The sequence below is a fragment of the Anoxybacillus gonensis genome, assembly GCF_001187595.1.
In the GTDB taxonomy this organism is placed as follows: Bacteria; Bacillota; Bacilli; order Bacillales; family Anoxybacillaceae; genus Anoxybacillus; species Anoxybacillus gonensis.
Genome location: NZ_CP012152.1, coordinates 2,189,854 through 2,212,568, shown reverse-complemented (window position 1 = coordinate 2,212,568; position 22,715 = coordinate 2,189,854). Strand labels below are relative to the sequence as shown.

The window sequence follows — 22,715 nt, the reverse complement described above, 5'->3', positions numbered from 1 at the left end:
GGATGAACACATGATGCCAGAATTACCTGAAGTGGAAACGGTGCGGCGCACGCTTCTTCCGCTTGTTGTCGGCAAAACGATCGAACGGGTGAAAGTGCATTGGGAAAAGATGATTCAACATCCTGACGTAGAAACATTTTGTGAACGATTAAAAGGAAAAACGATTGCCGATATTCAACGACGAGGAAAATTTTTAATTTTTCAATTGGATGATGTCGTTCTTGTGTCCCATTTGCGTATGGAAGGACGCTACATATACGAAAAAGAAAATGCTCCATTTGATCGACATACGCATATCTTTTTTACATTTACAGATCGTACAGAACTTCGTTATCGCGATGTGCGTAAATTTGGGACAATGCATTTGTGCGATAAAGGGGAAAACATTCCTCCTTTATTGCATATCGGCATCGAGCCACTTGATGAGCAGTTTACTGTTTCATGGCTTACCGATCAGCTTCAACGAACAAAACGAAAAATAAAAGCGGTATTGCTTGATCAAACGATTGTTGCTGGGTTAGGGAACATTTATGTCGATGAAGTGCTATTTCGTTCGTCCATTCACCCAGAACGCCTCGCAGCTACGTTAACGACGCAGGAGGTAGAAGCGTTACATGAAGCGATCGTTGAAACGATACGAGAAGCGATTGAAAAAGGGGGAAGTACGGTTCGAACGTACGTCAATACACAAGGGAAAATAGGAACATTTCAGACGCAATTGTACGTATATGGTCGCGTAAACAAGCCGTGCCGTCGATGTGGAGAGCCCATTGTCAAAACAACGGTTGCGAATCGCGGTACGCATTATTGTAAACATTGTCAAACATAGTGTAAGAACATTGCCTAGGCCTCTTCCATATACTATGGTAGTTTTTCAAAGGAAGGGGCGGGCGCTGATGATCACATGGTCTTTATTTTTACTTGCTTTAGCTGTTAGCATCGACGGTTTGACTGTCGGGATTACGTATGGCATGCGGAATGTGCATATTCCGCTTCGGTCATTGCTCATTATTTCGCTGTTTTCGTGCATGACTTTTTTAGTAGCGATGGGCATTGGACGCATCATATATGCGTTTTTTTCCTCAACTGTTGCGAACGCAATGGGTGGAAGTATATTGATCGTATTAGGGCTATGGATGCTCATTCAATTTATCCTTAAACGAGACGACAATGAAGAAAAGTTTCTCATGAATGTAGAAATTCGTTCGCTCGGTATTGTTATTCAAATTTTACGCAAGCCGACGATGGCTGATTTTGACCGATCAGGTACGATTACAGGGATGGAAGCTGTATTTTTAGGTGTTGCGTTGTCTCTTGATGCGTTTGGAGCCGGAGTGAGCGCAGCGCTTTTAAATTATTCTGTAACGTTTACGACATTTCTCGTTTGTTTGCTTAGCTTTAGCTTTTTATTTAGCGGTTTAAAAATTGGTAAGTCGTTTAGGACATATGACTGGCTACAAAAATATTCGTTTTTGCCTGGAATTATGCTCATTGTACTTGGTATTTTTAAAATGAGGTAGGGGGGACGGTAAGTGTTAATGATCGGTTTAACAGGGGGGATTGCGAGCGGAAAAAGCACGGTCGCGGCGATGTTTCGCGACTTACATATTCCTGTCATTGATGCAGATGAAATTGCCCATCGTGTCACAGCAATAAATGGTGAGGCGTATAAGCCCATCATTGAAACGTTCGGCCGCGACATTTTAGATGCAAACGGAGCAATTGATCGCCGCAAACTCGGTGCGATCGTGTTCGATGATGAACAAAAGCGAAAACAGTTAAATGCCATCGTTCATCCGCTTGTGCGCAAACATATGCTACAACAAAAAGAACAATATGCGAAACAGGGGAAAAAGGTAGTTGTTCTTGATATTCCCCTTCTATTCGAAAGCAAATTAGAGCATCTCGTTGATCGCATTCTCGTTGTATATGTCGATGAACAAACCCAGCTTCATCGGCTTTGTGAGCGCAATGGCTTTTCGGCTGAAGAAGCGTGGGCGCGAATCAAAGCACAAATGCCACTTGAAGAAAAAAGAAAGAAAGCCGATGCTGTGATCGACAATAACGGAACGATAGAAGAAACGAAACGACAACTGCATACATGCTTAATGCGTTGGGGTGTCCTTGAAAAATAGGACGCCCTTTTTTTATTTTTTTATAGCATAAACACACTAAAAGTGTTATACTATTTTTGTAGATAACAAGTAAATAGTATAACATATATATTGAAAGGAGCTATATAATGAAAGCGAGAGTAGCGATTAACGGGTTCGGACGCATTGGACGAATGGTGTTCCGAAAAGCGATTATTGAACAAGATCTTGATATTGTAGCGATTAATGCGAGCTATCCGCCTGAAACGTTAGCTCATTTAATAAAATATGATTCAAACCACGGCAAATTTGATGGAGAAGTTATTCCGGTTGAAGATGGGCTTATTGTAAACGGGAAAAAAGTACAGTTGCTCAATTCCCGTGATCCACGCCTATTGCCATGGGGAGAGCTTCAAATCGATATTGTCATTGAAGCGACAGGAAAGTTTAACGCAAAAGAGAAAGCAATGATGCACATCGAAGCAGGAGCAAAACGTGTCATTTTAACAGCGCCAGGAAAAGATGAAGATGTAACGATTGTCATGGGTGTAAATGAACATATGCTTTCTCCGGAACATATCATTATTTCAAATGCTTCATGCACAACAAATTGTTTAGCTCCGGTTGTGAAAGTGCTTGATGAAGCATTCGGCATTGAAAATGGATTGATGACAACTGTGCATGCGTATACAAACGATCAGAAAAATATTGACAATCCACATAAAGATTTACGCCGTGCACGTTCGTGCGCACAATCGATCATTCCAACAACGACAGGTGCAGCCAAAGCGTTAGCGCTCGTATTGCCACATTTAAAAGGAAAAATGCACGGCATGGCGTTGCGTGTTCCAACGCCAAACGTTTCGCTTGTTGATGTCGTTGTCGATGTCAAAAAAGACGTAACGGTCGATGAAGTCAACGAGGCATTTATGCAAGCAGCGCGTGGATCGTTAAAAGGTATTTTAGACGTGACGATGGAACCGCTCGTATCCATTGATTTTAATACGAATCCACACTCTGCCATTGTCGATGGCTTATCCACGATGGTGATCGAAAATCGAAAAGTAAAAGTATTAGCATGGTATGACAATGAATGGGGTTATTCGTGCCGCGTTGTCGACTTAACAAAGCTTGTCGCGAAACAGTTATTAAAAAATGAAGCGGTTGCCATGTCATAACGCTGGGGCTCCAGCGTTATTTTTATGCCTATTTTACAAAAAAACAAAAAACAATATTGAAAAAAATATATAAACAAAGTATACTATTTTTCGTGAACTTCTTGAACGCATGGTAATGTGACTACTTAAAGGGTTAGGACCTCTTTGGACTAACTTTCCCCCGTGGTAGTTATACATTCCAGAAAGCAAAAGAAATTCATCGTTTATTTTTTCAAAATTTATTAAAGGGGGATACGATCATGGATACAATGGGTCGTCACGTTATCTCAGAACTTTGGGGATGCGATTTTGATAAGTTGAATGACATCGAGTTTATTGAAAAAACATTTGTTGATGCAGCGTTAAAGTCAGGTGCGGAAATTCGTGAAGTTGCATTTCATAAATTTGCACCACAAGGCGTTAGCGGTGTTGTGATCATTTCTGAATCACATTTAACAATTCACAGTTTTCCTGAACACGGGTATGCGAGTATCGATGTGTACACATGTGGACATTTAGATCCAACAATTGCTGCTGACTATATTGCAGAAGCGTTAGGCGCGCAAACACGTGAAACAATTGAATTGCCTCGTGGCATGGGTCCGATTGAAATTAAACAAGCAAAAGCTTTATAATAAAATGTAAGAGAAAAGAGGTGTAGATTCTGCACCTCTTTTTTATCATTCATTGAAAGGCGAGGAGACGAAAGGTGAAGTGGAAATACGTATTAACGAATCATAATGAAACATCGGAACGTCACCCGGATGAGCAGTTAAAAAGCCGCTATTACAAAACGACGCAAACGGCTGCATTAAAGACAGTGAAAGAAATATTTGAGCAAATGGACGGCTATCATATTGTAGCAATCTCTGAAGAAAGAGGAGAAATGAGTGTATCGCTTACGAAAGGAAAAAAAGCATTTATCGTCGTGACAGTCATTTCTGTTCGACTGTTTGAAACAGCTATTGATTTTTCTGTGACAACAGAAACAAAGTGGTTGCCGATCGACTTTGGATTTAGCCGTCAACTTATTATTCGTTTATATGATCAATTAGCTAAACGATTAACATACATCGGATCGGGAATATATAGTGAGAAGTAGTTGTGTATGTGCCTTTTTTTGTCTACTATAAGGGTAAGATTACTATCGGGAGTTGATACATATGAAATGCCCATCGTGTCACCATCATGGGACGCGTGTACTTGATTCGCGTCCAGTTGATGAAGGGCGTTCCATTCGCCGTCGTCGCGAATGTGAACGTTGCCATTTTCGTTTTACAACGTTTGAAAAGGTAGAGGAAACACCGTTAATTGTCGTGAAAAAAGAAGGAACGCGAGAAGAATTTAGTCGTGAAAAAATATTGCGTGGGCTGATTAAAGCATGTGAGAAGCGGCCGGTTGCCCTTGAACAATTAGAGCAAGTGACGCAGCAAATTGAGCGAGAATTGCGCAATAGTGGCATAAATGAAGTAAAAAGTGAAACGATCGGCGAAATGGTGATGGAAAGATTATCAAAAATCGATGAAGTCGCTTACGTTCGTTTTGCCTCTGTATATCGACAGTTTAAAGATTTAAACGTCTTTATTGAAGAATTAAAAGAGCTCATTAAAAAAGAACAAGGAGAAAGAGCATAACGTGCTCTTTTTCATATGAAGAAGGTCGATAAGATGGAATATAGTTGGAAAGAGTTAATTGCGGTCGACCGATATATTGTCCATGCGAACGGAGTGTTAAGTGAACTAGACCGAAAAGTATTGACGCTTTTATATCAACCTTTAATCGGGGCTCAAGCGTACAGCTTATATATGACGTTATGGAGCGAACTTGAACAAGCGCGTCTATGGAGCGAGGAGACGACACATCATAGCTTAATGGCGATCATGCAATGCAGTTTGCCGACGATATATGCCGAGCGTTTAAAGCTTGAAGGGATCGGGTTGTTAAATACGTACATGAAACGAACGAATGAAGACGATGAACGGGTATTTATTTATGAATTGCTTCTTCCACTTACACCAGAACAATTTTTCAACGATGGCGTTTTAAATGTATTTTTATATGACCGTGTCGGAAAAACAAAATTTCAAAAGCTGAAAAAGTTTTTTTCTGATCGTGCCATTGATCGTACGTCATTTACATCTATCACCCGCTCATTTCACGATGTCTTTTCATCCATCCAACCCGAAAAAATGATTCATAAATTAAGTGATGAAGCGAAACAAGAAGTGATGCTTCAAGATGGACAGCAATATATAGGAAAAGAACGAGCGATGTATAAGATGCAAGATGATATATTTGACTTTGATGCCTTTTACGCTGGACTATCCCATCACCTTGTACCACGACGGGCGATTACTGAAAAAGTAAAAGATGCAATCAAAAAGCTTTCTTTTCTGTATGGGATTAGTCCTCTTGATATGCAAAAAATTGTGATGGGCGTCATCGATCCCGCTGAACAAATTGACATCGAAGCACTACGAAAAGCGGCGCAAGAATGGTATCAATTTGAACGTGGTGAAGCGCTTCCGCGTTTATATGATCGGGTACAACCGTTAGCGGAGCGAACGATGGCACATGTCGAGCCAAAAAATGAAGAAGAATATTTAATAAAACAACTAGAAACCGTTTCGCCGAGACAATTGCTTATGGATTTTTCTGGTGGAGTTGAACCGGCATTAGCTGATTTACAGTTGATTGAAGACATTATGTTTAAACAAAAATTGCCGCCAGGTGTCATGAACGTGCTTATTTACTATGTCATGCTGCGGACGGATATGAAGTTGCCGAAAAAATATGTTGAAAAAATTGCGAGTTCATGGGCGCGAAAAAAGGTACGTACGGTGAAACAAGCGATGGAATTAGCGAAAAAAGAAGCGCGAGAATATGAAACATTTATGAAAGAAAAAGAGCAAAAAGGCGCGAAAAAACCGATTCGTACCGAACTGTTGCCAGATTGGCTACAGACGGACTATTCACAATTTGAGCGAAAACAAGTGAAATCAGAAGAAGAGCTAGAACAAAAACGGCGCGAGTTGGAAGAACGGTTGAAAAAACCGAAAAGTTAGGGGATAAACGATGAAACCAATTCGGGAAACAATTCACCATTTGATGAATCGTCACGATTTTAAAGAGCGATATGAGGCGATGAAGCGCGACATTTTACGTGATCCTCATGTTCAAACATTTTTGCGTGGCCATCACGTGACGGATGCGATGTTAAATCGTCATCTCGGTAAATTGTACGAGTTTGTGCAACAAAGTAAGCATTGTGAACGTTGCCAAAGCTTAGAACAATGTCCGAACTTACTGAAAGGTTATACGCCTCATTTAATTTGGCAAGGGAAAAACATTGACGTGCAGTATGAGCGGTGTGCTCGTAAAGTGCAAGATGATGAACGAAAAAAGCAACAGTCGCTTATTCGTAGTTTATTTATTCCGCGCGATATGTTGCAAGCCTCGTTTGATAAGCTAGAAACGGACGATCTTGGGCGAATCGAAGCGATCGAGCTTGCGAACACGTTTGCATCGACATATGAAATAGGCAAGCGAATGAAAGGACTATATTTATATGGATCGTTTGGCATCGGAAAAACATATTTGTTAGCGGCGATGGCAAATGAGTTAGCACAAAGGCACATTGCATCATTTCTTGTGTACGTGCCAGAGTTTGTTCGCTCGCTAAAATCATCACTTCAAACGGATGCATTTCAAGATACGATTGAATATGCAAAGCAAGTACCCGTTCTTATGCTCGATGATTTAGGAGCAGAATTAATGTCAAGCTGGTGGCGCGATGAGGTGCTCGGTCCGATTTTACAATATCGTATGCTTGAACATTTGCCGACATGTTTTACATCAAATTTTGATTTAAAACGTTTGACGCATCACCTTGCTCACTCACAGCGAGGGGAAGAAGAACAAGTAAAAGCGGCACGAATCATTGAACGAATTGTCTATTTAGCTACTCCGATTGAAATGAAAGGAAAAAATCGCCGAATGGAACTGTGATAAACAAACGGTGTTCCCCATATATATAAAACAAGCATGTTTCGGGAAAAGGGGGGGCACCGTTGATTTATATCGTATTTCAAAATGGACAAGATGCACAACGCCTATTTGCACAGTTAAGCAAAGCACCGCAACCATATGGGAAGTTGCTTTATGATGACAAGACGATTACCGTTTTTTTTCATGAACGGGATGTTGCGCATATGCGCGCATTGTTCATTCCTATTTTTGCTTCATGTATCATTCGAGCGTTTGAAGCACGTTGGATTTTATCGATCATTTCGCGAACGTTTTTTTATGAAAATGAAGAAGAACAACAACAAATTTTGCAGCTTACGTATTCGTTTATTGACGGCGAAAGGCATGATTATCGTCTCGGAAAAAAGATGAATATACCGCGTGAGCAACTTATTGCTCAATCGTTACATGAATGTTTGCATGAAGGGGTGTTTTCGTTTGAGTCGCTTATGACTTTTCGCTTAAAGCCGTATTATGATCGGCTTATGCATTATGTCGAATTAGCGATTGACGAATATAAATTAGAACAAGAATACCAATCGTTTGTTCAACTGTTGCGCGAAATCGTGGTGTCGCGCCAGCCACAAATGAGCATTCTTCATTTAGTATATGAAAACGAAACGTTTCAATTTTTTGATGACCAATTTTTTCACTTGTCGCCTCAGCAATTAAAGCAGTTTATTGACCGTCGATTGATGGTGAGTCAGCCGATGTACATTGATACGTCTGTATTAGCGCCGCTCGTATCGATAGCGCCAGAAAAAATATATATGTATACAAATGTGACAGATGTCGGAATGATTCAAACGATTCAAAATGTGTTCCAAGAGCGAATGGAGCTGCGACCACCTCTTGATTTTCCAAAAAAATATGCTTATAATGACATACATAATGAATAAAGCAAAAAGTGATGATGAGGACATGGGTGTATTTTTACGGTTCACAGAGAGGGAAGGCATAGGCTGAAACCTTCCTAACACGAAAAATGCACTTACCACCTCTAAACTTCAGCAGTGAACAATGGGACGATCGCCCGTTTAGTAATTGCTGACGGTTTGCGCCGTTATCGAAATGAAGCCGTTTATACGCTCGATTTATATCCGTATAGACGGGAAGAAGGGTGGAACCACGAAACCAACTCGTCCCTCGTTTTTGGGACGAGTTTTTTTTATTTCTAAAAAAAGGAGTGAAAAGCTTTGGCGGATGTAGTAAAAATTACATTTCTAGATGGAGCAGTGAAGGAGTTTCCGAAAGGAGTGACGACGGAAGACATTGCAGCGTCCATTAGTCCAGGATTGAAGAAAAAAGCAATTGCAGGAAAGCTAAACGATCGCATGATCGATTTGCGAACACCGATTGAAGAAGATGGCGCCATTTCGATTATTACGCAAGATATGCCGGAGGCGCTTGACATTTTACGTCATAGCACAGCGCATTTAATGGCACAAGCGATTAAACGATTGTACAAAGATGTGAAGCTTGGTGTTGGCCCTGTCATCGAAAACGGCTTTTACTATGATATTGATGTCGATGTACCAATTACAGCAGAAGACTTACCGAAAATTGAACAAGAAATGAAAAAAATTGTGAAAGAAAACTTAGATATCGTTCGTCGAGAAGTTAGTCGTGAAGAGGCGATTCGTCGTTATACAGAAATTGGCGATCATTTAAAAATTGAGCTTATTCACGACATTCCAGAAGGAGAAATCGTCTCCATTTACGAACAAGGCGAATTTTTCGACCTTTGCCGCGGAGTGCACGTCCCATCAACAGGAAAAATTAAAGAGTTTAAACTGTTAAGCGTGGCAGGTGCATACTGGCGTGGTGACAGTAAAAATAAAATGTTGCAACGCATTTACGGTACGGCCTTTTTCAAAAAAGAAGATTTAGATGAATATTTACGTCTTTTACAAGAAGCGAAAGAGCGCGATCATCGCAAGCTCGGAAAAGAGCTCGACTTATTTATGACATCGCAAAAAGTAGGACAAGGATTGCCGCTTTGGCTTCCAAAAGGTGCAACTATTCGCCGAACAATTGAGCGTTATATCGTCGATAAAGAGCTGTCGCTTGGCTATCAACACGTATATACACCAGTGCTAGGTAGCGTCGAGTTATATAAAACGTCTGGTCATTGGGATCACTATAAGGATGGAATGTTTCCGCCAATGGAAATGGATAATGAACAGCTCGTCTTACGTCCGATGAACTGCCCACATCATATGATGGTGTATAAACATAAAATTCATAGCTATCGTGAGTTGCCAATTCGTATCGCAGAGCTCGGTACGATGCATCGTTACGAAATGTCAGGTGCGCTTACAGGATTGCAACGCGTTCGTGGAATGACATTGAATGATGCGCATATTTTCGTTCGCCCAGATCAAATTAAAGACGAGTTTAAGCGTGTCGTTAATTTAATTTTAGATGTATATAAAGATTTCGGTTTAACGGACTATTCGTTCCGTCTGTCGTATCGCGATCCGCAAGATAAAGAAAAATATTATGATGACGATGCGATGTGGGAAAAAGCACAAAGCATGTTAAAAGAGGCGATGGACGAGCTTGGACTTGACTATTACGAAGCAGAAGGAGAAGCTGCGTTTTACGGTCCAAAACTAGACGTTCAAGTACGAACAGCGCTTGGAAAAGATGAAACGTTATCTACGGTTCAACTTGATTTCTTGTTACCGGAACGTTTTGACTTAACATATATCGGTGAAGACGGAAAACCGCATCGTCCGGTTGTCATCCATCGCGGTGTCGTATCAACGATGGAACGTTTCGTTGCCTTTTTAATTGAGGAGTATAAAGGGGCGTTCCCGACATGGTTAGCGCCTGTACAAGTACAAGTTATTCCTGTTTCCCCAGCTGTTCATATGGATTATGCGTATGAAGTAAAACATGCGTTACAAGCGGCAGGCATTCGTGTTGAAGTCGATGAGCGTGAAGAAAAAATCGGTTATAAAATTCGCGAAGCACAAATGCAAAAAATTCCGTACATGCTCGTTGTCGGCGATAATGAAGTAAATGAACGGGCAGTGAACGTGCGAAAATATGGCGAACAAAAAAGCGAAACGATGCCGCTTGATGCGTTCGTTGACTCTATCGTAAAAGAAGTGCGTAAATAAATAGTTGCATTTTCTCTCTATGTTTGTTATAGTTTTATTTGTTGTGATCAATTGACATCAGTTGACAATGTGTTTTGATATATGGTATATATGTTAGAGTAAAAGTAAATACTTGTTTGAACACAAGCAGAAGCACCCGCTTCTCACCTGATCGACGCCGCATGGCTGTTAGCAGGTTTCATGACAAAGAAATGTTGTGAGCGAGACGTGTGGGTGTATTATGCCCACACGTTTTTTGTTATGTGCGTTCTGCTTTAACAAACAAGTTTGAAAAAACCGTGGAGGTGGCTAGTTATTAGCAAAGATTTTATTATTAATGAAAACATTCGGGCACGTGAAGTTCGTTTAGTCGATCCAAATGGCGAGCAGCTTGGGATTAAGACGAAGCAAGAAGCGTTAGAAATTGCAGCGCGTTTAAATTTAGATTTAGTGATGGTTGCGCCAAATGCGAAACCGCCAGTATGCCGCATTATGGACTATGGCAAATTCCGCTTCGAGCAACAAAAGAAAGAAAAAGAAGCGCGCAAAAAGCAAAAAGTAATTAACGTAAAAGAAATTCGCTTAAGCCCAACGATCGAAGAACATGACTTCAACACAAAATTGCGCAACGCACGGAAGTTCCTTGAAAAAGGAGATAAAGTAAAAGCGACGATTCGCTTTAAAGGACGTGCGATTACGCATAAAGAAATTGGTCAGCGCGTGCTTGATCGATTTGCTGAGGCGTGCGCGGATATTGGTACGGTTGAGACGGCTCCGAAAATGGACGGCCGCAGCATGTTTTTAGTGCTAGCACCGAAAAACGACAAATAACAAAAGGGAGGAACACCTTATGCCAAAAATGAAAACTCACAAAGGCTCAGCGAAGCGTTTCAAAAAGACAGGAACAGGTCAATTAAAACGTTCACACGCATTCACTAGCCACTTATTTGCAAACAAAACACAAAAACAAAAGCGTAAACTTCGTAAAGCAACGCTTGTATCAAAAGGCGATTTCAAACGCATTCGTCAATTGTTAGATAACGTAAAATAATTTTAGGAGGGAAATGTTATGCCACGTGTAAAAGGCGGTACAGTCACACGCAGACGTCGTAAAAAAATTCTTAAACTTGCAAAAGGATATTTCGGTTCAAAACATCGTTTATATAAAGTTGCAAATCAACAAGTAATGAAATCGTTAATGTATGCGTATCGCGATCGTCGCCAACGCAAACGCGACTTCCGCAAACTTTGGATTACGCGCATTAACGCTGCAGCGCGCATGAACGGTCTTTCTTACAGCCGTTTAATGCACGGATTAAAGCTTGCAGGAATCGAAGTAAACCGCAAAATGCTTGCTGATTTAGCAGTAAACGATGCAGCAGCATTCACACAACTTGCCAACATCGCAAAAGAAAACTTAAACAAATAATAAAGGAAATGACCATTCTCCCTTGAGGGGATGGTCATTTTTTATAAGAGGGGGAGAAAAAATGGATATAAAAAAATTATTTTCTATGCAACGGCAATTAGATGAGCGAATTGAAACGGAGCGTGGTTTGCGCGGTGAACGTTTAGTGGAGCGCAAGTTGTTAGCTCTTCTTGTTGAAATTGGAGAACTTGCAAACGAAACACGTTGCTTTAAATTTTGGAGTTCGAAGCCGCAAGCGGCAGAAGAAACGATTTTAGAGGAATATGTAGACGGCCTTCATTTTATTTTATCGCTCGGGCTTGATCTTTCCCTTTATGAACATATTCAATGGCCACATGTGCAAGAAAGTAAACCGCTTGTTGAACAGTTTTTACACGTATTTGAAGCCGTTCAGATGTTTCGCAAAAAGATGGACGAAGAAGCATATGATCAATTAGTGTATGCGTATGCACAGCTTGGTCATGCGCTTCAATTCAATGCTGAACAAATTGAACGAGCGTATGTCGCAAAAAACGAAGTGAACCATGAGCGACAAAGTCACAATTATTAACAACTGTCAAAATGTTTAGTATAATGAATGTTGTACATAGAGAGGAGTGACATACGTGAAAAAATTAGATGAAACGTTAACGATGTTGAAAGCGTTAACGGATGCAAAAGGTGTTCCGGGCAATGAACGGGAAGTACGTGAAGTGATGAAATCGTACATCGCTCCATATGCAGATGAAGTAACGACTGATCGTCTCGGCAGCTTAATTGCCAAAAAAGTAGGAAAAGAAAACGGACCAAAAGTGATGATTGCGGGTCACTTAGATGAAGTCGGTTTTATGGTCACCCAAATTGATGAAAAAGGTTTTATTCGTTTCCAACCGCTTGGCGGGTGGTGGGGACAAGTGATGCTCGCTCAACGCGTGACAATCGTCACAAAACAAGGTGATATTACAGGCATCATCGGCTCAAAACCGCCACATATTTTACCTGCTGAAGCGCGAAGAAAACCGGTGGAAATAAAAGATATGTTTATCGACATCGGAGCTTCTAGCCGTGACGAAGCGCTTGCTTGGGGCGTGCGCCCTGGCGATGCGATTGTGCCATATTTTGAATTTACAGTGATGAACAATGAAAAAATGTTGCTTGCGAAAGCATGGGATAACCGCATCGGTTGTGCGATTGCGATCGATGTGTTGAAACAATTAAAAGACGTCGAGCATCCAAACGTTGTATACGGCGTTGGCACAGTACAAGAAGAAGTCGGCTTGCGCGGTGCACGAACATCTGCTTTTGCGATTGAACCAGATATTGCATTTGCGGTTGATGTTGGTATCGCGGGCGATACGCCGGGCGTGTCAGAAAAAGAGGCGATGGGGAAACTTGGCGCTGGCCCGCATATCGTTTTATACGATGCAACGCTCGTTTCACATAAAGGATTGCGCGAATTTGTCATTCATGTTGCGGAAGAAATGAACATTCCATATCGCTTTGATGTGATGCCAGGTGGCGGAACAGACGCAGGTGCGATCCATATGACAATGCGCGGCGTTCCGGCATTGACAATCTCCATCCCAACACGGTACATTCACTCCCATGCGGCGCTTCTTCATCGCGATGACTACGAACAAACAGTAAAACTATTAGTCGAAGTCATTAAGCGATTGGATGAAGAGAAAGTAAAAGAAATTACCTTTAATTAAGAGAAGTCGACCTGTACACGGTCGGCTTTTTTCTTTTTTCAGAAAATTTTTATTGACGGAAACGAAAAAATTTACTAAAATTTTTACTAGTAGGCGAAAACGCTTACATAAACAAGTTCAAAAAAGGGGAGGAGAATGAATGTTTAAACGTTATTGGAAATGGTTTGCTTTGATCGTGACGTCAGCACTTGTGTTGGCAGCTTGTAGTGGCAAACAATCATCGACGGACGACAAAGGGGAAGGATCAAGTGAGAAGGTTGTATTGACAGCTTGGGCATGGAACGTAAACGTTGGTGCTTTAAACGAAGCGATGAAAGAGTTTCAAAAAAGCAATCCAAACATTGAATTAAAAGTGGAAGATATTGGGCGTTTAGATGTATACGATAAATTATCCACAGGTTTAGCCGCAGGGGGAACAGGTCTTCCTGACATCGTTCTTGTAGAAGACGACCGTATCCATGGTTATGTAAATGCGTTTCCAAAAGGATTTGTCAATTTATCAGAAAAAGGATTTGATCAATACAAAGACGTATTTCCAACGTTTAAAAAAGATTTAACATCTGTTGACGGAAAGTTTTATGCGATGCCGTTTGATGCAGGTCCAACAGGAATGTTCTATCGCACAGATTTGTTTGAAAAAGCAGGGGTAAAAGCAGAGGACATTGAGACATGGGATGATTTTTTAGCAGCAGCTAAAAAAATCAAAGAGGCAACTGGTGCATTTGCAATGCCTCTCGATAAGTTTAAAGACGATCCGATTTTCCGTATGATGCTGAATCAGCGTGGCGTTTACTATTTCGACCAAGATGGGAAAATTGACTTAACAAACCCGAAAGCTGTAGAAGCGATGGAAATGTTGAAAAAGTTTGATGACGCTGGACTCATTAAAGATGTTGATGGATGGAATGGTGTTGTATCAGCAACAGTAGACGGTTCAGTAGCTACTGTTCCATTCGGTGCTTGGTATTATGGAACAATCGTTGATCAAGCGAAAGATACAAATGGAAAATGGGGAGTATTTTTGCTTCCAGCATTTGAAACTGGTGGCAACCGCGCTGCAAATTTAGGTGGAAGTAGTTGGATGATTCCTGCTTCTTCAAAACATGTTGATGAAGCATATAAGTTTTTAGAGTTTTTCTCGACAACAAAAGATATTCAGTTAATGGCCATGGATAAATATGGTTTATTTCCATCGTTAGCGAGTGCATATGACTCTGAATTATTTACAAGTGGTGTAGAATTTTTCGGAGGTCAAAAAATTTGGGAGTTATTCGCAAATGAAATGAAAGATATTCCAACAGCTTATTATACGAACGACTATGCTGTTGCTTTAGATGAAGCAATTAAAGCACAGGCTGATGTGTTTAACGGAAAAGAACCGAAGAAGGCACTTGAGGAAGCAGCTAAACGTTTGAAAGATCGAACGAAGCGAGAAATGAACACTTATTAAAATATCGGTATTTGAAAAATGAATGAGAGATTTAGTGATATGACTAAATCTCTCATTTCTACTTAAAAGCAAATAAGGAAAGGAAGAGGGCATTTGAGTACGAAAATCGTCGAAGCAAACTCAATGACTCCTAAAGTTGAGGGGCGCACAAAAATGAAAAAACATGTATGGAGAAAGAAGATTGTACCGTACATTTTTATTGCCCCTTCTGTCATTTTCTTTTCAATTTTTATGCTTTATCCAATTGGTTACTCGTTCGTAATGAGTTTTCAAACGAGTGTAGGTGGGGAGATGACATTTAACGGTTTAGAAAACTATAGACGTTTATTTAATGATGCAATTTTTTTAAAAGCATTAAAAAATACATTTATTATTTTAGCTGTTCAAGTGCCAATAATGCTGTTTTTAGCGCTTATTTTAGCAGTCCTTCTCCATTCGTCACTTTTAAAATGGAAAGCGATGTTTCGTGTATCTTTTTTTCTACCAGCTGTGACGTCACTTGTGGCCTATTCCATCATTTTTTCAATTATGTTAATGAATGATGGGCTGATGAATCAACTGTTGGAGTGGATAGGGATTGGTTCCATTCCGTGGTTATCTCATCCGTTTTGGGCGAAAGTATCTCTTATTTTAGCCATGACATGGCGTTGGGTTGGATATAACATGGTCATTTATTTAGCAGCTTTACAAAATATTTCGGAAGATTTATATGAAGCAGCAAGTATTGACGGAGCAAGTAAAGTGAGACAATTTTTCTCCATTACGATCCCTCAGTTGAAACCGGTCATTTTATTTACAGCTATTTTATCAACAATTGGAACGCTTCAATTGTTCGATGAACCATATACGCTTACGAAAGGTGGGCCAAGCGATGAAACGTTAACGATTGGAATGTATTTGTACCAAACAGGATTTCGTTATTTTGACTTTGGATATGCCTCAACAATTGCGTACGTTATTGTCGTTTTAATTGCTATTTTAAGCTTTATTCAGTTTAAAGTATCGGGGGATGAGCGATGAAAAAAATGAGTTTATACGTTACGTTAACGATCGGAGCGCTCATTTCGCTATTTCCATTTTATTGGGCGTTTATCGGTGCCACGAATGAAAGTGGAAAGCTTTTTTCAAAGCAGCTTTCATTTGTTCCAGGGACAAAATTGGTTGAAAATGTAACGAATTTGAATGAATCTATTGGAATCGGTCGAGTACTTTTTAACTCTTTGTTTGTTTCTCTTACGTATACAATCTTTAGTTTGCTTATTTGTACGATGGCTGCATACGCGTTTGCTAAATTCGAATTCAAAGGAAGAGATACGATTTTTGCTATTTTTCTATTGTCGATGATGATTCCATATCATGCAACGGTTATTCCGTTATTTAAAATGATGGCTGCATTCGGATGGCTAAATACGTATAAAGCACTCATTTTACCAAATTTAGCATATCCATTTGCCATTTTCTTAATGCGACAAAACATGTTGGCGTTTCCAAACGCTCTCATTGAAGCCGCAAGAATAGATGGAGCAGGGGAATGGCGCATTTTCTTTCGTGTCGTATTGCCATCTATGAAACCGGCACTTGCAGCGACAGCTATTTTTCTATTTATGTATCAATGGAATAGCTTTTTATGGCCTTTAATTGCTGTGTCATCAACGGATATGTACACGTTTCCTGTTGCACTTTCTAGTTTATTCGGCTTATCACGCATTGATTATGGGCAAGTGATGGCAGGGGTGACTTTAGCTACTGTCCCGATCATTATTTTCTTTTTATCATTACAACGCCATTTTATTTCCGGTATGTTAGGAAGCGCGGTGAAATAAAGTGCCAATTTTTATTAATGAGTCGCTACGGGAGTTTCATTTACAAACAAAGGAAAGTAGTTATATTTTTTGCGTATTAAAAAACGGTCAACTTGGTCATTTGTATTACGGAAAAAAAGTCAATCATCGTGAAAACTTTTCTCATCTATTTCAATTGCCAAATGAGCCAATTGGAAATGCAACATTTTTATATAAAGGAGATCAAACATTTTCGCTTGAGGTAATTAAACAAGAATATCCAGCGTACGGAACGACAGATTTTCGTGAACCAGCATTTCACATATGGCATGAAAATGGGAGTCGTATTACCCGCTTTGTTTTTCAATCATACAAAGTGATAAAAGGAAAGCCGAAGCTTGAGGGTCTTCCTGCAACATATGTAGATAATGAGAACGATGTGACGACGCTTATGATTACGTTATATGATGAAATATCACGTGTAGAGTTACAGCTACAATATAGTGTCTTTGAACATGAAAGCGTCATTACTCGCAGTGCTCGTGTAACAAATGATGGTCAGCATCCGATTGTTATCGAGAGAATATTAAGTGCTGTTGTCGATTATCCAGATGCTCAATTTGAGATGATTCATTTAGATGGAGCGTGGATTCGTGAACGCCATGTCACGTCTCGAGTGCTGAAAAAAGGAGTTCAGTTTATTGATAGTAAACGCGGAACAAGTAGTTCACAGCATAATCCTTTCTTTGCTCTAAAACGTATCGATGCAACAGAACATATTGGAGATGTGTACGGATTTAGCCTTGTATATAGCGGAAACTTTATTGCAGGAGTAGAAGTGGACCATTACGATGTTGCACGCGCTTTTATTGGAATAAACCCGTTTGATTTTCGTTGGACTTTACATTCAAATGAGTCGTTTCAAACGCCTGAAGTCGTCATGGTATATTCACCTGCTGGATTAAATGGAATGAGCCAAACGTATCATCGTTTATATGCTTCTCATCTTGTGCGAGGACCTTGGCGCCATCGCCCACGCCCCGTTTTAATTAATAACTGGGAAGCAACGTATTTTCAATTCCATGAAGAAAAACTATTAACCATTGCTGAGTCAGCGAAGGAGTTAGGGGTTGAATTATTTGTTTTAGACGATGGGTGGTTTGAAGGAAGAAATGATGATACGACATCACTAGGGGATTGGACTGTAGATCTGAATAAAATTCCAAATGGGTTATCGGAGCTTGTTAAAAGAATAAATGAAAAAGGTCTAGAGTTTGGTATTTGGATAGAGCCAGAAATGATATCTGAAAAAAGTAGATTATATGAGCGTCACCCAGATTGGTTGTTAAAAGCACCGAATTGTTCAACGATTTCGCATGGAAGAAATCAGTACATTCTTGATTTAACAAGACGAGATGTTAGAGATTATTTGTATCATACGATTTGTAATTTGTTAGAAAGTGCTAATATCACATATGTGAAGTGGGATATGAATCGAAACATGACGGAAATTGGTTCTTCTTCACTCGAAGCAAGTAGGCAAGGAGAAGTTGCCCATCGTTATATTCTCGGACTATATGAATTGCTCGAGCGACTTACAAATAAATTTCCATATGTCTTATTTGAATCTTGTGCTAGCGGCGGAAATCGTTTTGATCCCGGTATGCTTTACTATATGCCGCAAAGTTGGGCAAGTGATAATACAGATGCATTCGAGCGTGTCAAGATTCAATATGGAACGACGCTCGTTTACCCAATTAGTTCCATAGGTGCACATGTATCCGCTGTACCTAACCATCAAACCGGGAGAGTGACGCCTTTAAAGACAAGATGGCATGTGGCTATGTTTGGAGCGTTTGGTTACGAATTAGATCCTGCAGCATTAAGTGAGCAAGAGAAGCAACAAGTGAAAAAACAAATTTCCTTTTTTAAAAAATATCGCACGCTTTTGCAGTACGGCACTTTTTATCGTTTAATGAGCCCGTTTGAAGGAACGGATGCAGCATGGATGGTTGTTTCCGAAGACAAAAGAGAAGCGATCGTTGCATTTTACCGTTTTGTCGCAAAACCAAACCCTTCATTCATGCGATTGCATTTAAAAGGTCTACATCCGTCGTTAAAGTATGAAGTAACGATAGATGATCAAACGATGACACTTTGTGGCGATGAACTTATGCATATCGGACTTTTTCTTCCCCCGTTTTATATGGGAACGGTAAGGACAAAGAAAACAGTAATGATAGGGGATTATGTATCTTGTTTGGCGGTGCTAAAGGCAACGGAGTAGGAGGAGAAATGAAATGGATGAGTTAGTGCGTGATTTTATTCAATTATTCGGTCAAAGTGGGCAAGACATTTATACGTTTTTTGCCCCCGGTCGTGTCAATTTAATCGGTGAACATACTGATTATAACGGAGGGTATGTGCTCCCTTGTTCATTGCATATCGGAACGTATGTGGTCGCTCGATTAAATGATGATGGGATGATTCGGCTCTATTCCAAAAACTTTCATGACGATGGAATCGTTTCGATAAGAAAGGACGAACTCTCCTATGAAGAGTGTCATGGATGGGCGAATTATCCAAAGGGAATCATCCAAGCACTTATGCCGAAACATGTTCGAAAGGGCATTGACGTCTTATACTATGGCAATATTCCAAATGGGGCAGGGCTATCTTCTTCTGCTTCTATCGAGCTCGCTACCGCCGTTATGTTGAACGAGTTGTTTCAACTTCGTATGGAGATGATGGAATTAGTAAAAATTAGTCAAAAAGTCGAAAATGAATATATCGGTGTGAATTGCGGGATTATGGATCAATTTGCGGTCGGAATGGGGAAAGCAGGACATGCGTTATTGCTTGATTGCCAGACACTGAAGTACCAATATTTGCCCCTTTCTTTAGAAGATTGTTCGATTGTTATTGCAAATACAAATAAAAAGCGAGAGTTAGCGGATTCAGCATATAACGAGCGCCGTGCGACATGTGAACAGGCGCTTGCCAAATTACAGCGCTATGTAAGCATCCACTCTCTTAGTGATTTAACGATCGAGCAGTTTAACGAATATGCACATGTTCTTTCACCGATAGAACAAAAACGAGTGCGTCATGTCGTTTCGGAAAATGAACGAACGAAACAAGCTGCCTCTGCTTTACAAAAGGGAGATTTGCATACATTTGGACAATTGATGCGCAAATCACATGAATCATTGCGTGATGATTACGAAGTGACGGGAAAAGAGTTAGATACGCTCGTGGAGGCAGCGTGGAAACATAAAGGGACGATTGGGGCACGCATGACAGGAGCGGGGTTTGGCGGTTGTACAGTAAATATTGTAAAAGACGATCATATTCCGTCGTTTATCGAAGAAGTTGGGAAAATGTATGAAATGGAGATAGGGTATGCACCAAGTTTTTACGTAGCGAAAATTGGTGACGGGGCGAAACAACTGACAAAAGAAGGGGAGAGCATGCGATGATTCTCATTTGTGGGGGAGCAGGATATATCGGGAGTCATGCCGTGTATCGTTTCATTGAAAAAGGAGAACAAGTCGTTGTTGTCGATAATTTACAAACCGGGCATCGAAAAGCTGTTCATTCAGATGCGCTGTTTTACGAGGGAGATATTCGTGATCGTCACTTTTTAAGCGACATATTTAAAAAGCATGAAATAGATACAGTGATTCATTTTGCGGCTCATTCCCTTGTTGGAGAAAGTGTCCAAAAACCATTAGCTTATTACAACAATAATGTTTATGGAACAGAAGTGTTACTTGATGTCATGAATGAACATGGCGTAAAACAAATTGTATTTTCCTCAACAGCGGCTGTGTATGGGGAACCAAAACATATCCCTATTCAAGAGGAAGATGAAACAAATCCTGAAAGTCCGTATGGTGAAACAAAACTAGCAATGGAAAAAATGATGAAATGGGCGAACATTGCATACGGTATTCGTTACATTTCTTTACGATATTTCAACGTCGCAGGCGCGTATGGAACGATGCTTGGCGAAGATCATCGCCCTGAGACACATGTCATTCCTCTTATTTTACAAGTGCCGCTAGGAAAACGAGAAGAGTTTCATATTTTTGGAGATGACTACGACACATATGACGGCACTTGTATTCGCGATTACATTCACGTATTAGATTTAGTAGATGCTCATATGTTAGCGGTGGAAAAACTAAGAAAGGGTAGTGAAAGCGTCGTATACAATTTAGGAAATGGCAACGGGTTTTCTGTCAAAGAAGTCGTTGAAGCAGCACGTCGTGTCACAGGGCATCCGATTCCCGCCAAAATTATGCCGAGACGCCCTGGGGATCCTGCGCGCTTAGTTGCTTCATCCGAAAAAGCGAAACGTGAGCTTGGATGGAAGCCAATATATACAACAATAGAAGAAATTGTTTCTTCGGCATGGGAGTGGCATAAAGCGAATCCGAACGGGTATGAAGAGGTGTAGCGATGGTAAACATTTATGAAGAAATTGAAGCACTTATTCAGTATGCACTTTATCATCGTTTAATTGAAAAAGAAGATGTCATTTATACGCGCAATCGACTGCTAGCTTTGTTAAAGCTGGATGAATGGAAACAAGTAGACGTTACCCCCTCCTCCGACCGTCCACTTGTTTCGATTTTACAACATATCATGAATTGGGCGGAAGCGCATGGGCGATTTGCTGGAAAGACAGTGACAGAACGTGATTTATTTGATACAGAAATCATGAATTGTTTTGTGGCCCGTCCGTCTACGATTATTCAAACGTTTTATGAGAAATATAAACGAAATAAGCAAGAAGCAACAACTTGGTTTTATGAACTGAGTCAAGCGTCCAATTACATTCGTGTAGACCGAGTGATGAAAAATAGACGATGGAAAGTGCGAACGAAATACGGCGATATGGATATAACGATCAACTTATCTAAGCCGGAAAAAGATCCTCGAGATATTGCGCGCATGAAGGAAACAAAAGAGCAACATTATCCTCCTTGCTTGCTATGTATTGAAAATGAAGGGTATGCTGGAACGATTCGACATCCTGCGCGAGCGAACCATCGGATCATTCCTGTTGAGTTATGCGGCGAACGTTGGTTTTTTCAATATTCACCTTACGTTTATTACAACGAGCATTGCATCGTGCTTCGCGATAAGCATGTACCGATGAAAATGGAAAGAAAAACATTTGAGCGGTTGCTTGATTTTGTCGATCAATTTCCTCATTACTTTATCGGTTCAAACGCGGATTTACCTATTGTAGGAGGATCGATTTTATCGCACGATCATTTTCAAGGTGGACAATATACATTTGCGATTGAAAAAGCTTCAGCTGATTTTTCGTTTACACTCGCTGCTTATCCTCACGTACAAATGAGCGTCATTCGTTGGCCTATGTCAGTGATACGTATACGCGGAGAAAAACAAGATGTGTTAGAAGTGAGTGATTTTATCTATAAAGAATGGCAAACGTATAGCGATCCGAAAGTGGATATATATGCACAAACAAACGATGTACCGCATAATACGGTCACGCCAATTGCTCGTAGACGCGAGAAGTTGTACGAGATGGATATTGTGTTAAGAAACAATCGCACATCAGAAAAATATCCGTATGGTATTTTTCATCCGCATGAGGAATTGCATCATATTAAAAAAGAAAATATCGGTTTAATTGAAGTCATGGGATTAGCTGTATTGCCTAGCCGATTAGCGAATGAATTAGAGACGATTGCAACATACATGAAAAATAACACACGAAGAGAGCAATGGGATTCGTCATTATTGAAACATTGGGAATGGGTGCAAGAGATTATGGAGAGACATCCGCTCATCGATGATGTACATGAGCTATTAAAAGAAGAAGTAGGAAAACGATTCGAACAAGTGCTTGAACATGCGGGTGTATTTAAACGAACGGAAGAAGGAAAGGAAGCGTTTTATCGTTTTATTCGTCATATTCAAGAAAAACATAGATAAAGACG

Annotated in this window: 23 protein-coding genes and 1 other annotated feature; all 23 genes read left to right on the top strand. The window is 40.3% G+C overall.

Annotated features, from left to right (window positions below):
• The first annotated feature begins 13 nt into the window (after window positions 1–13).
• The 23 genes from mutM (at window position 14) to galT (ending at window position 22,710) form a co-directional block, all read left to right on the top strand.
• A complete protein-coding gene (gene mutM, locus AFK25_RS11560) occupies window positions 14–829 on the top strand; it encodes a DNA-formamidopyrimidine glycosylase (RefSeq protein WP_019416697.1) in 816 nt (271 codons plus the stop codon).
• Window positions 830–893: 64 nt separating this feature from the next.
• Entirely contained in the window at window positions 894–1,520 is a 627-nt protein-coding gene (gene ytaF / locus AFK25_RS11555; RefSeq protein ID WP_026011499.1) for a sporulation membrane protein YtaF, read from the top strand.
• A gap of 18 nt (window positions 1,521–1,538) precedes the next feature.
• Window positions 1,539–2,135, top strand: a complete 597-nt coding sequence (coaE, locus tag AFK25_RS11550; protein ID WP_035065571.1) for a dephospho-CoA kinase — start codon at window positions 1,539–1,541, stop codon at window positions 2,133–2,135.
• 107 nt (window positions 2,136–2,242) lie between these two features.
• A complete protein-coding gene (locus AFK25_RS11545; protein ID WP_035065366.1) occupies window positions 2,243–3,271 on the top strand; it encodes a glyceraldehyde-3-phosphate dehydrogenase in 1,029 nt (342 codons plus the stop codon).
• Between the two features lie 239 nt (window positions 3,272–3,510).
• On the top strand, window positions 3,511–3,885 hold the full coding sequence (speD, locus tag AFK25_RS11540; protein ID WP_003397846.1) for an adenosylmethionine decarboxylase: 375 nt from the start codon (window positions 3,511–3,513) through the stop codon (window positions 3,883–3,885).
• A 74-nt stretch (window positions 3,886–3,959) separates the two neighbouring features.
• The gene (locus AFK25_RS11535; RefSeq protein WP_035065368.1) at window positions 3,960–4,352 is read left to right on the top strand and encodes a hypothetical protein; all 393 of its coding nucleotides are present in this window, start codon (window positions 3,960–3,962) and stop codon (window positions 4,350–4,352) included.
• A gap of 61 nt (window positions 4,353–4,413) precedes the next feature.
• Window positions 4,414–4,884 carry a transcriptional regulator NrdR gene (gene nrdR / locus AFK25_RS11530; protein ID WP_009361824.1) on the top strand — a complete coding sequence of 157 codons (471 nt, stop codon included), beginning with the start codon at window positions 4,414–4,416 and terminating at the stop codon, window positions 4,882–4,884.
• A 33-nt stretch (window positions 4,885–4,917) separates the two neighbouring features.
• Window positions 4,918–6,315: a replication initiation and membrane attachment family protein gene (locus AFK25_RS11525; RefSeq protein WP_035065370.1), complete on the top strand. Its 1,398-nt coding sequence runs from the start codon at window positions 4,918–4,920 to the stop codon at window positions 6,313–6,315.
• Between the two features lie 10 nt (window positions 6,316–6,325).
• Complete coding sequence (dnaI, locus tag AFK25_RS11520; protein WP_019416701.1) at window positions 6,326–7,258, top strand: primosomal protein DnaI; 933 nt, start codon at window positions 6,326–6,328, stop codon at window positions 7,256–7,258.
• Between the two features lie 62 nt (window positions 7,259–7,320).
• Entirely contained in the window at window positions 7,321–8,175 is an 855-nt protein-coding gene (gene ytxC, locus AFK25_RS11515; protein WP_019416702.1) for a putative sporulation protein YtxC, read from the top strand.
• Between the two features lie 297 nt (window positions 8,176–8,472).
• Window positions 8,473–10,404, top strand: a complete 1,932-nt coding sequence (thrS, locus tag AFK25_RS11510; protein WP_035065373.1) for a threonine--tRNA ligase — start codon at window positions 8,473–8,475, stop codon at window positions 10,402–10,404.
• 118 nt (window positions 10,405–10,522) lie between these two features.
• Window positions 10,523–10,646, top strand: a sequence feature (ribosomal protein L20 leader region).
• Window positions 10,647–10,671: 25 nt separating this feature from the next.
• The gene (gene infC, locus AFK25_RS11505) at window positions 10,672–11,214 is read left to right on the top strand and encodes a translation initiation factor IF-3 (protein WP_006323512.1); all 543 of its coding nucleotides are present in this window, start codon (window positions 10,672–10,674) and stop codon (window positions 11,212–11,214) included.
• A 19-nt stretch (window positions 11,215–11,233) separates the two neighbouring features.
• A complete protein-coding gene (gene rpmI, locus AFK25_RS11500; protein WP_003397838.1) occupies window positions 11,234–11,434 on the top strand; it encodes a 50S ribosomal protein L35 in 201 nt (66 codons plus the stop codon).
• An 18-nt stretch (window positions 11,435–11,452) separates the two neighbouring features.
• Window positions 11,453–11,812, top strand: coding sequence for a 50S ribosomal protein L20 (rplT, locus tag AFK25_RS11495; protein WP_003397837.1), 360 nt, complete (start codon window positions 11,453–11,455; stop codon window positions 11,810–11,812).
• A 61-nt stretch (window positions 11,813–11,873) separates the two neighbouring features.
• Window positions 11,874–12,362 carry a dUTP diphosphatase gene (locus tag AFK25_RS11490; protein WP_035065375.1) on the top strand — a complete coding sequence of 163 codons (489 nt, stop codon included), beginning with the start codon at window positions 11,874–11,876 and terminating at the stop codon, window positions 12,360–12,362.
• A gap of 55 nt (window positions 12,363–12,417) precedes the next feature.
• The gene (locus AFK25_RS11485) at window positions 12,418–13,503 is read left to right on the top strand and encodes a M42 family metallopeptidase (protein WP_035065378.1); all 1,086 of its coding nucleotides are present in this window, start codon (window positions 12,418–12,420) and stop codon (window positions 13,501–13,503) included.
• 139 nt (window positions 13,504–13,642) lie between these two features.
• On the top strand, window positions 13,643–14,953 hold the full coding sequence (locus AFK25_RS11480; RefSeq protein ID WP_035065381.1) for an ABC transporter substrate-binding protein: 1,311 nt from the start codon (window positions 13,643–13,645) through the stop codon (window positions 14,951–14,953).
• A 153-nt stretch (window positions 14,954–15,106) separates the two neighbouring features.
• Complete coding sequence (locus tag AFK25_RS11475) at window positions 15,107–15,973, top strand: carbohydrate ABC transporter permease (RefSeq protein ID WP_035065383.1); 867 nt, start codon at window positions 15,107–15,109, stop codon at window positions 15,971–15,973.
• Entirely contained in the window at window positions 15,970–16,776 is an 807-nt protein-coding gene (locus AFK25_RS11470; protein WP_035065384.1) for a carbohydrate ABC transporter permease, read from the top strand. Before AFK25_RS11475 ends, AFK25_RS11470 begins: the two co-directional genes overlap by 4 nt.
• A 1-nt stretch (window position 16,777) precedes the next feature.
• Window positions 16,778–19,021 carry an alpha-galactosidase gene (locus AFK25_RS11465; protein WP_035065387.1) on the top strand — a complete coding sequence of 748 codons (2,244 nt, stop codon included), beginning with the start codon at window positions 16,778–16,780 and terminating at the stop codon, window positions 19,019–19,021.
• 13 nt (window positions 19,022–19,034) lie between these two features.
• On the top strand, window positions 19,035–20,213 hold the full coding sequence (locus tag AFK25_RS11460; protein ID WP_035065390.1) for a galactokinase: 1,179 nt from the start codon (window positions 19,035–19,037) through the stop codon (window positions 20,211–20,213).
• Entirely contained in the window at window positions 20,210–21,196 is a 987-nt protein-coding gene (gene galE, locus AFK25_RS11455) for a UDP-glucose 4-epimerase GalE (protein ID WP_035065392.1), read from the top strand. Before AFK25_RS11460 ends, galE begins: the two co-directional genes overlap by 4 nt.
• A 2-nt stretch (window positions 21,197–21,198) precedes the next feature.
• On the top strand, window positions 21,199–22,710 hold the full coding sequence (gene galT / locus AFK25_RS11450; protein ID WP_019416712.1) for a UDP-glucose--hexose-1-phosphate uridylyltransferase: 1,512 nt from the start codon (window positions 21,199–21,201) through the stop codon (window positions 22,708–22,710).
• Window positions 22,711–22,715 lie beyond the last annotated feature (5 nt).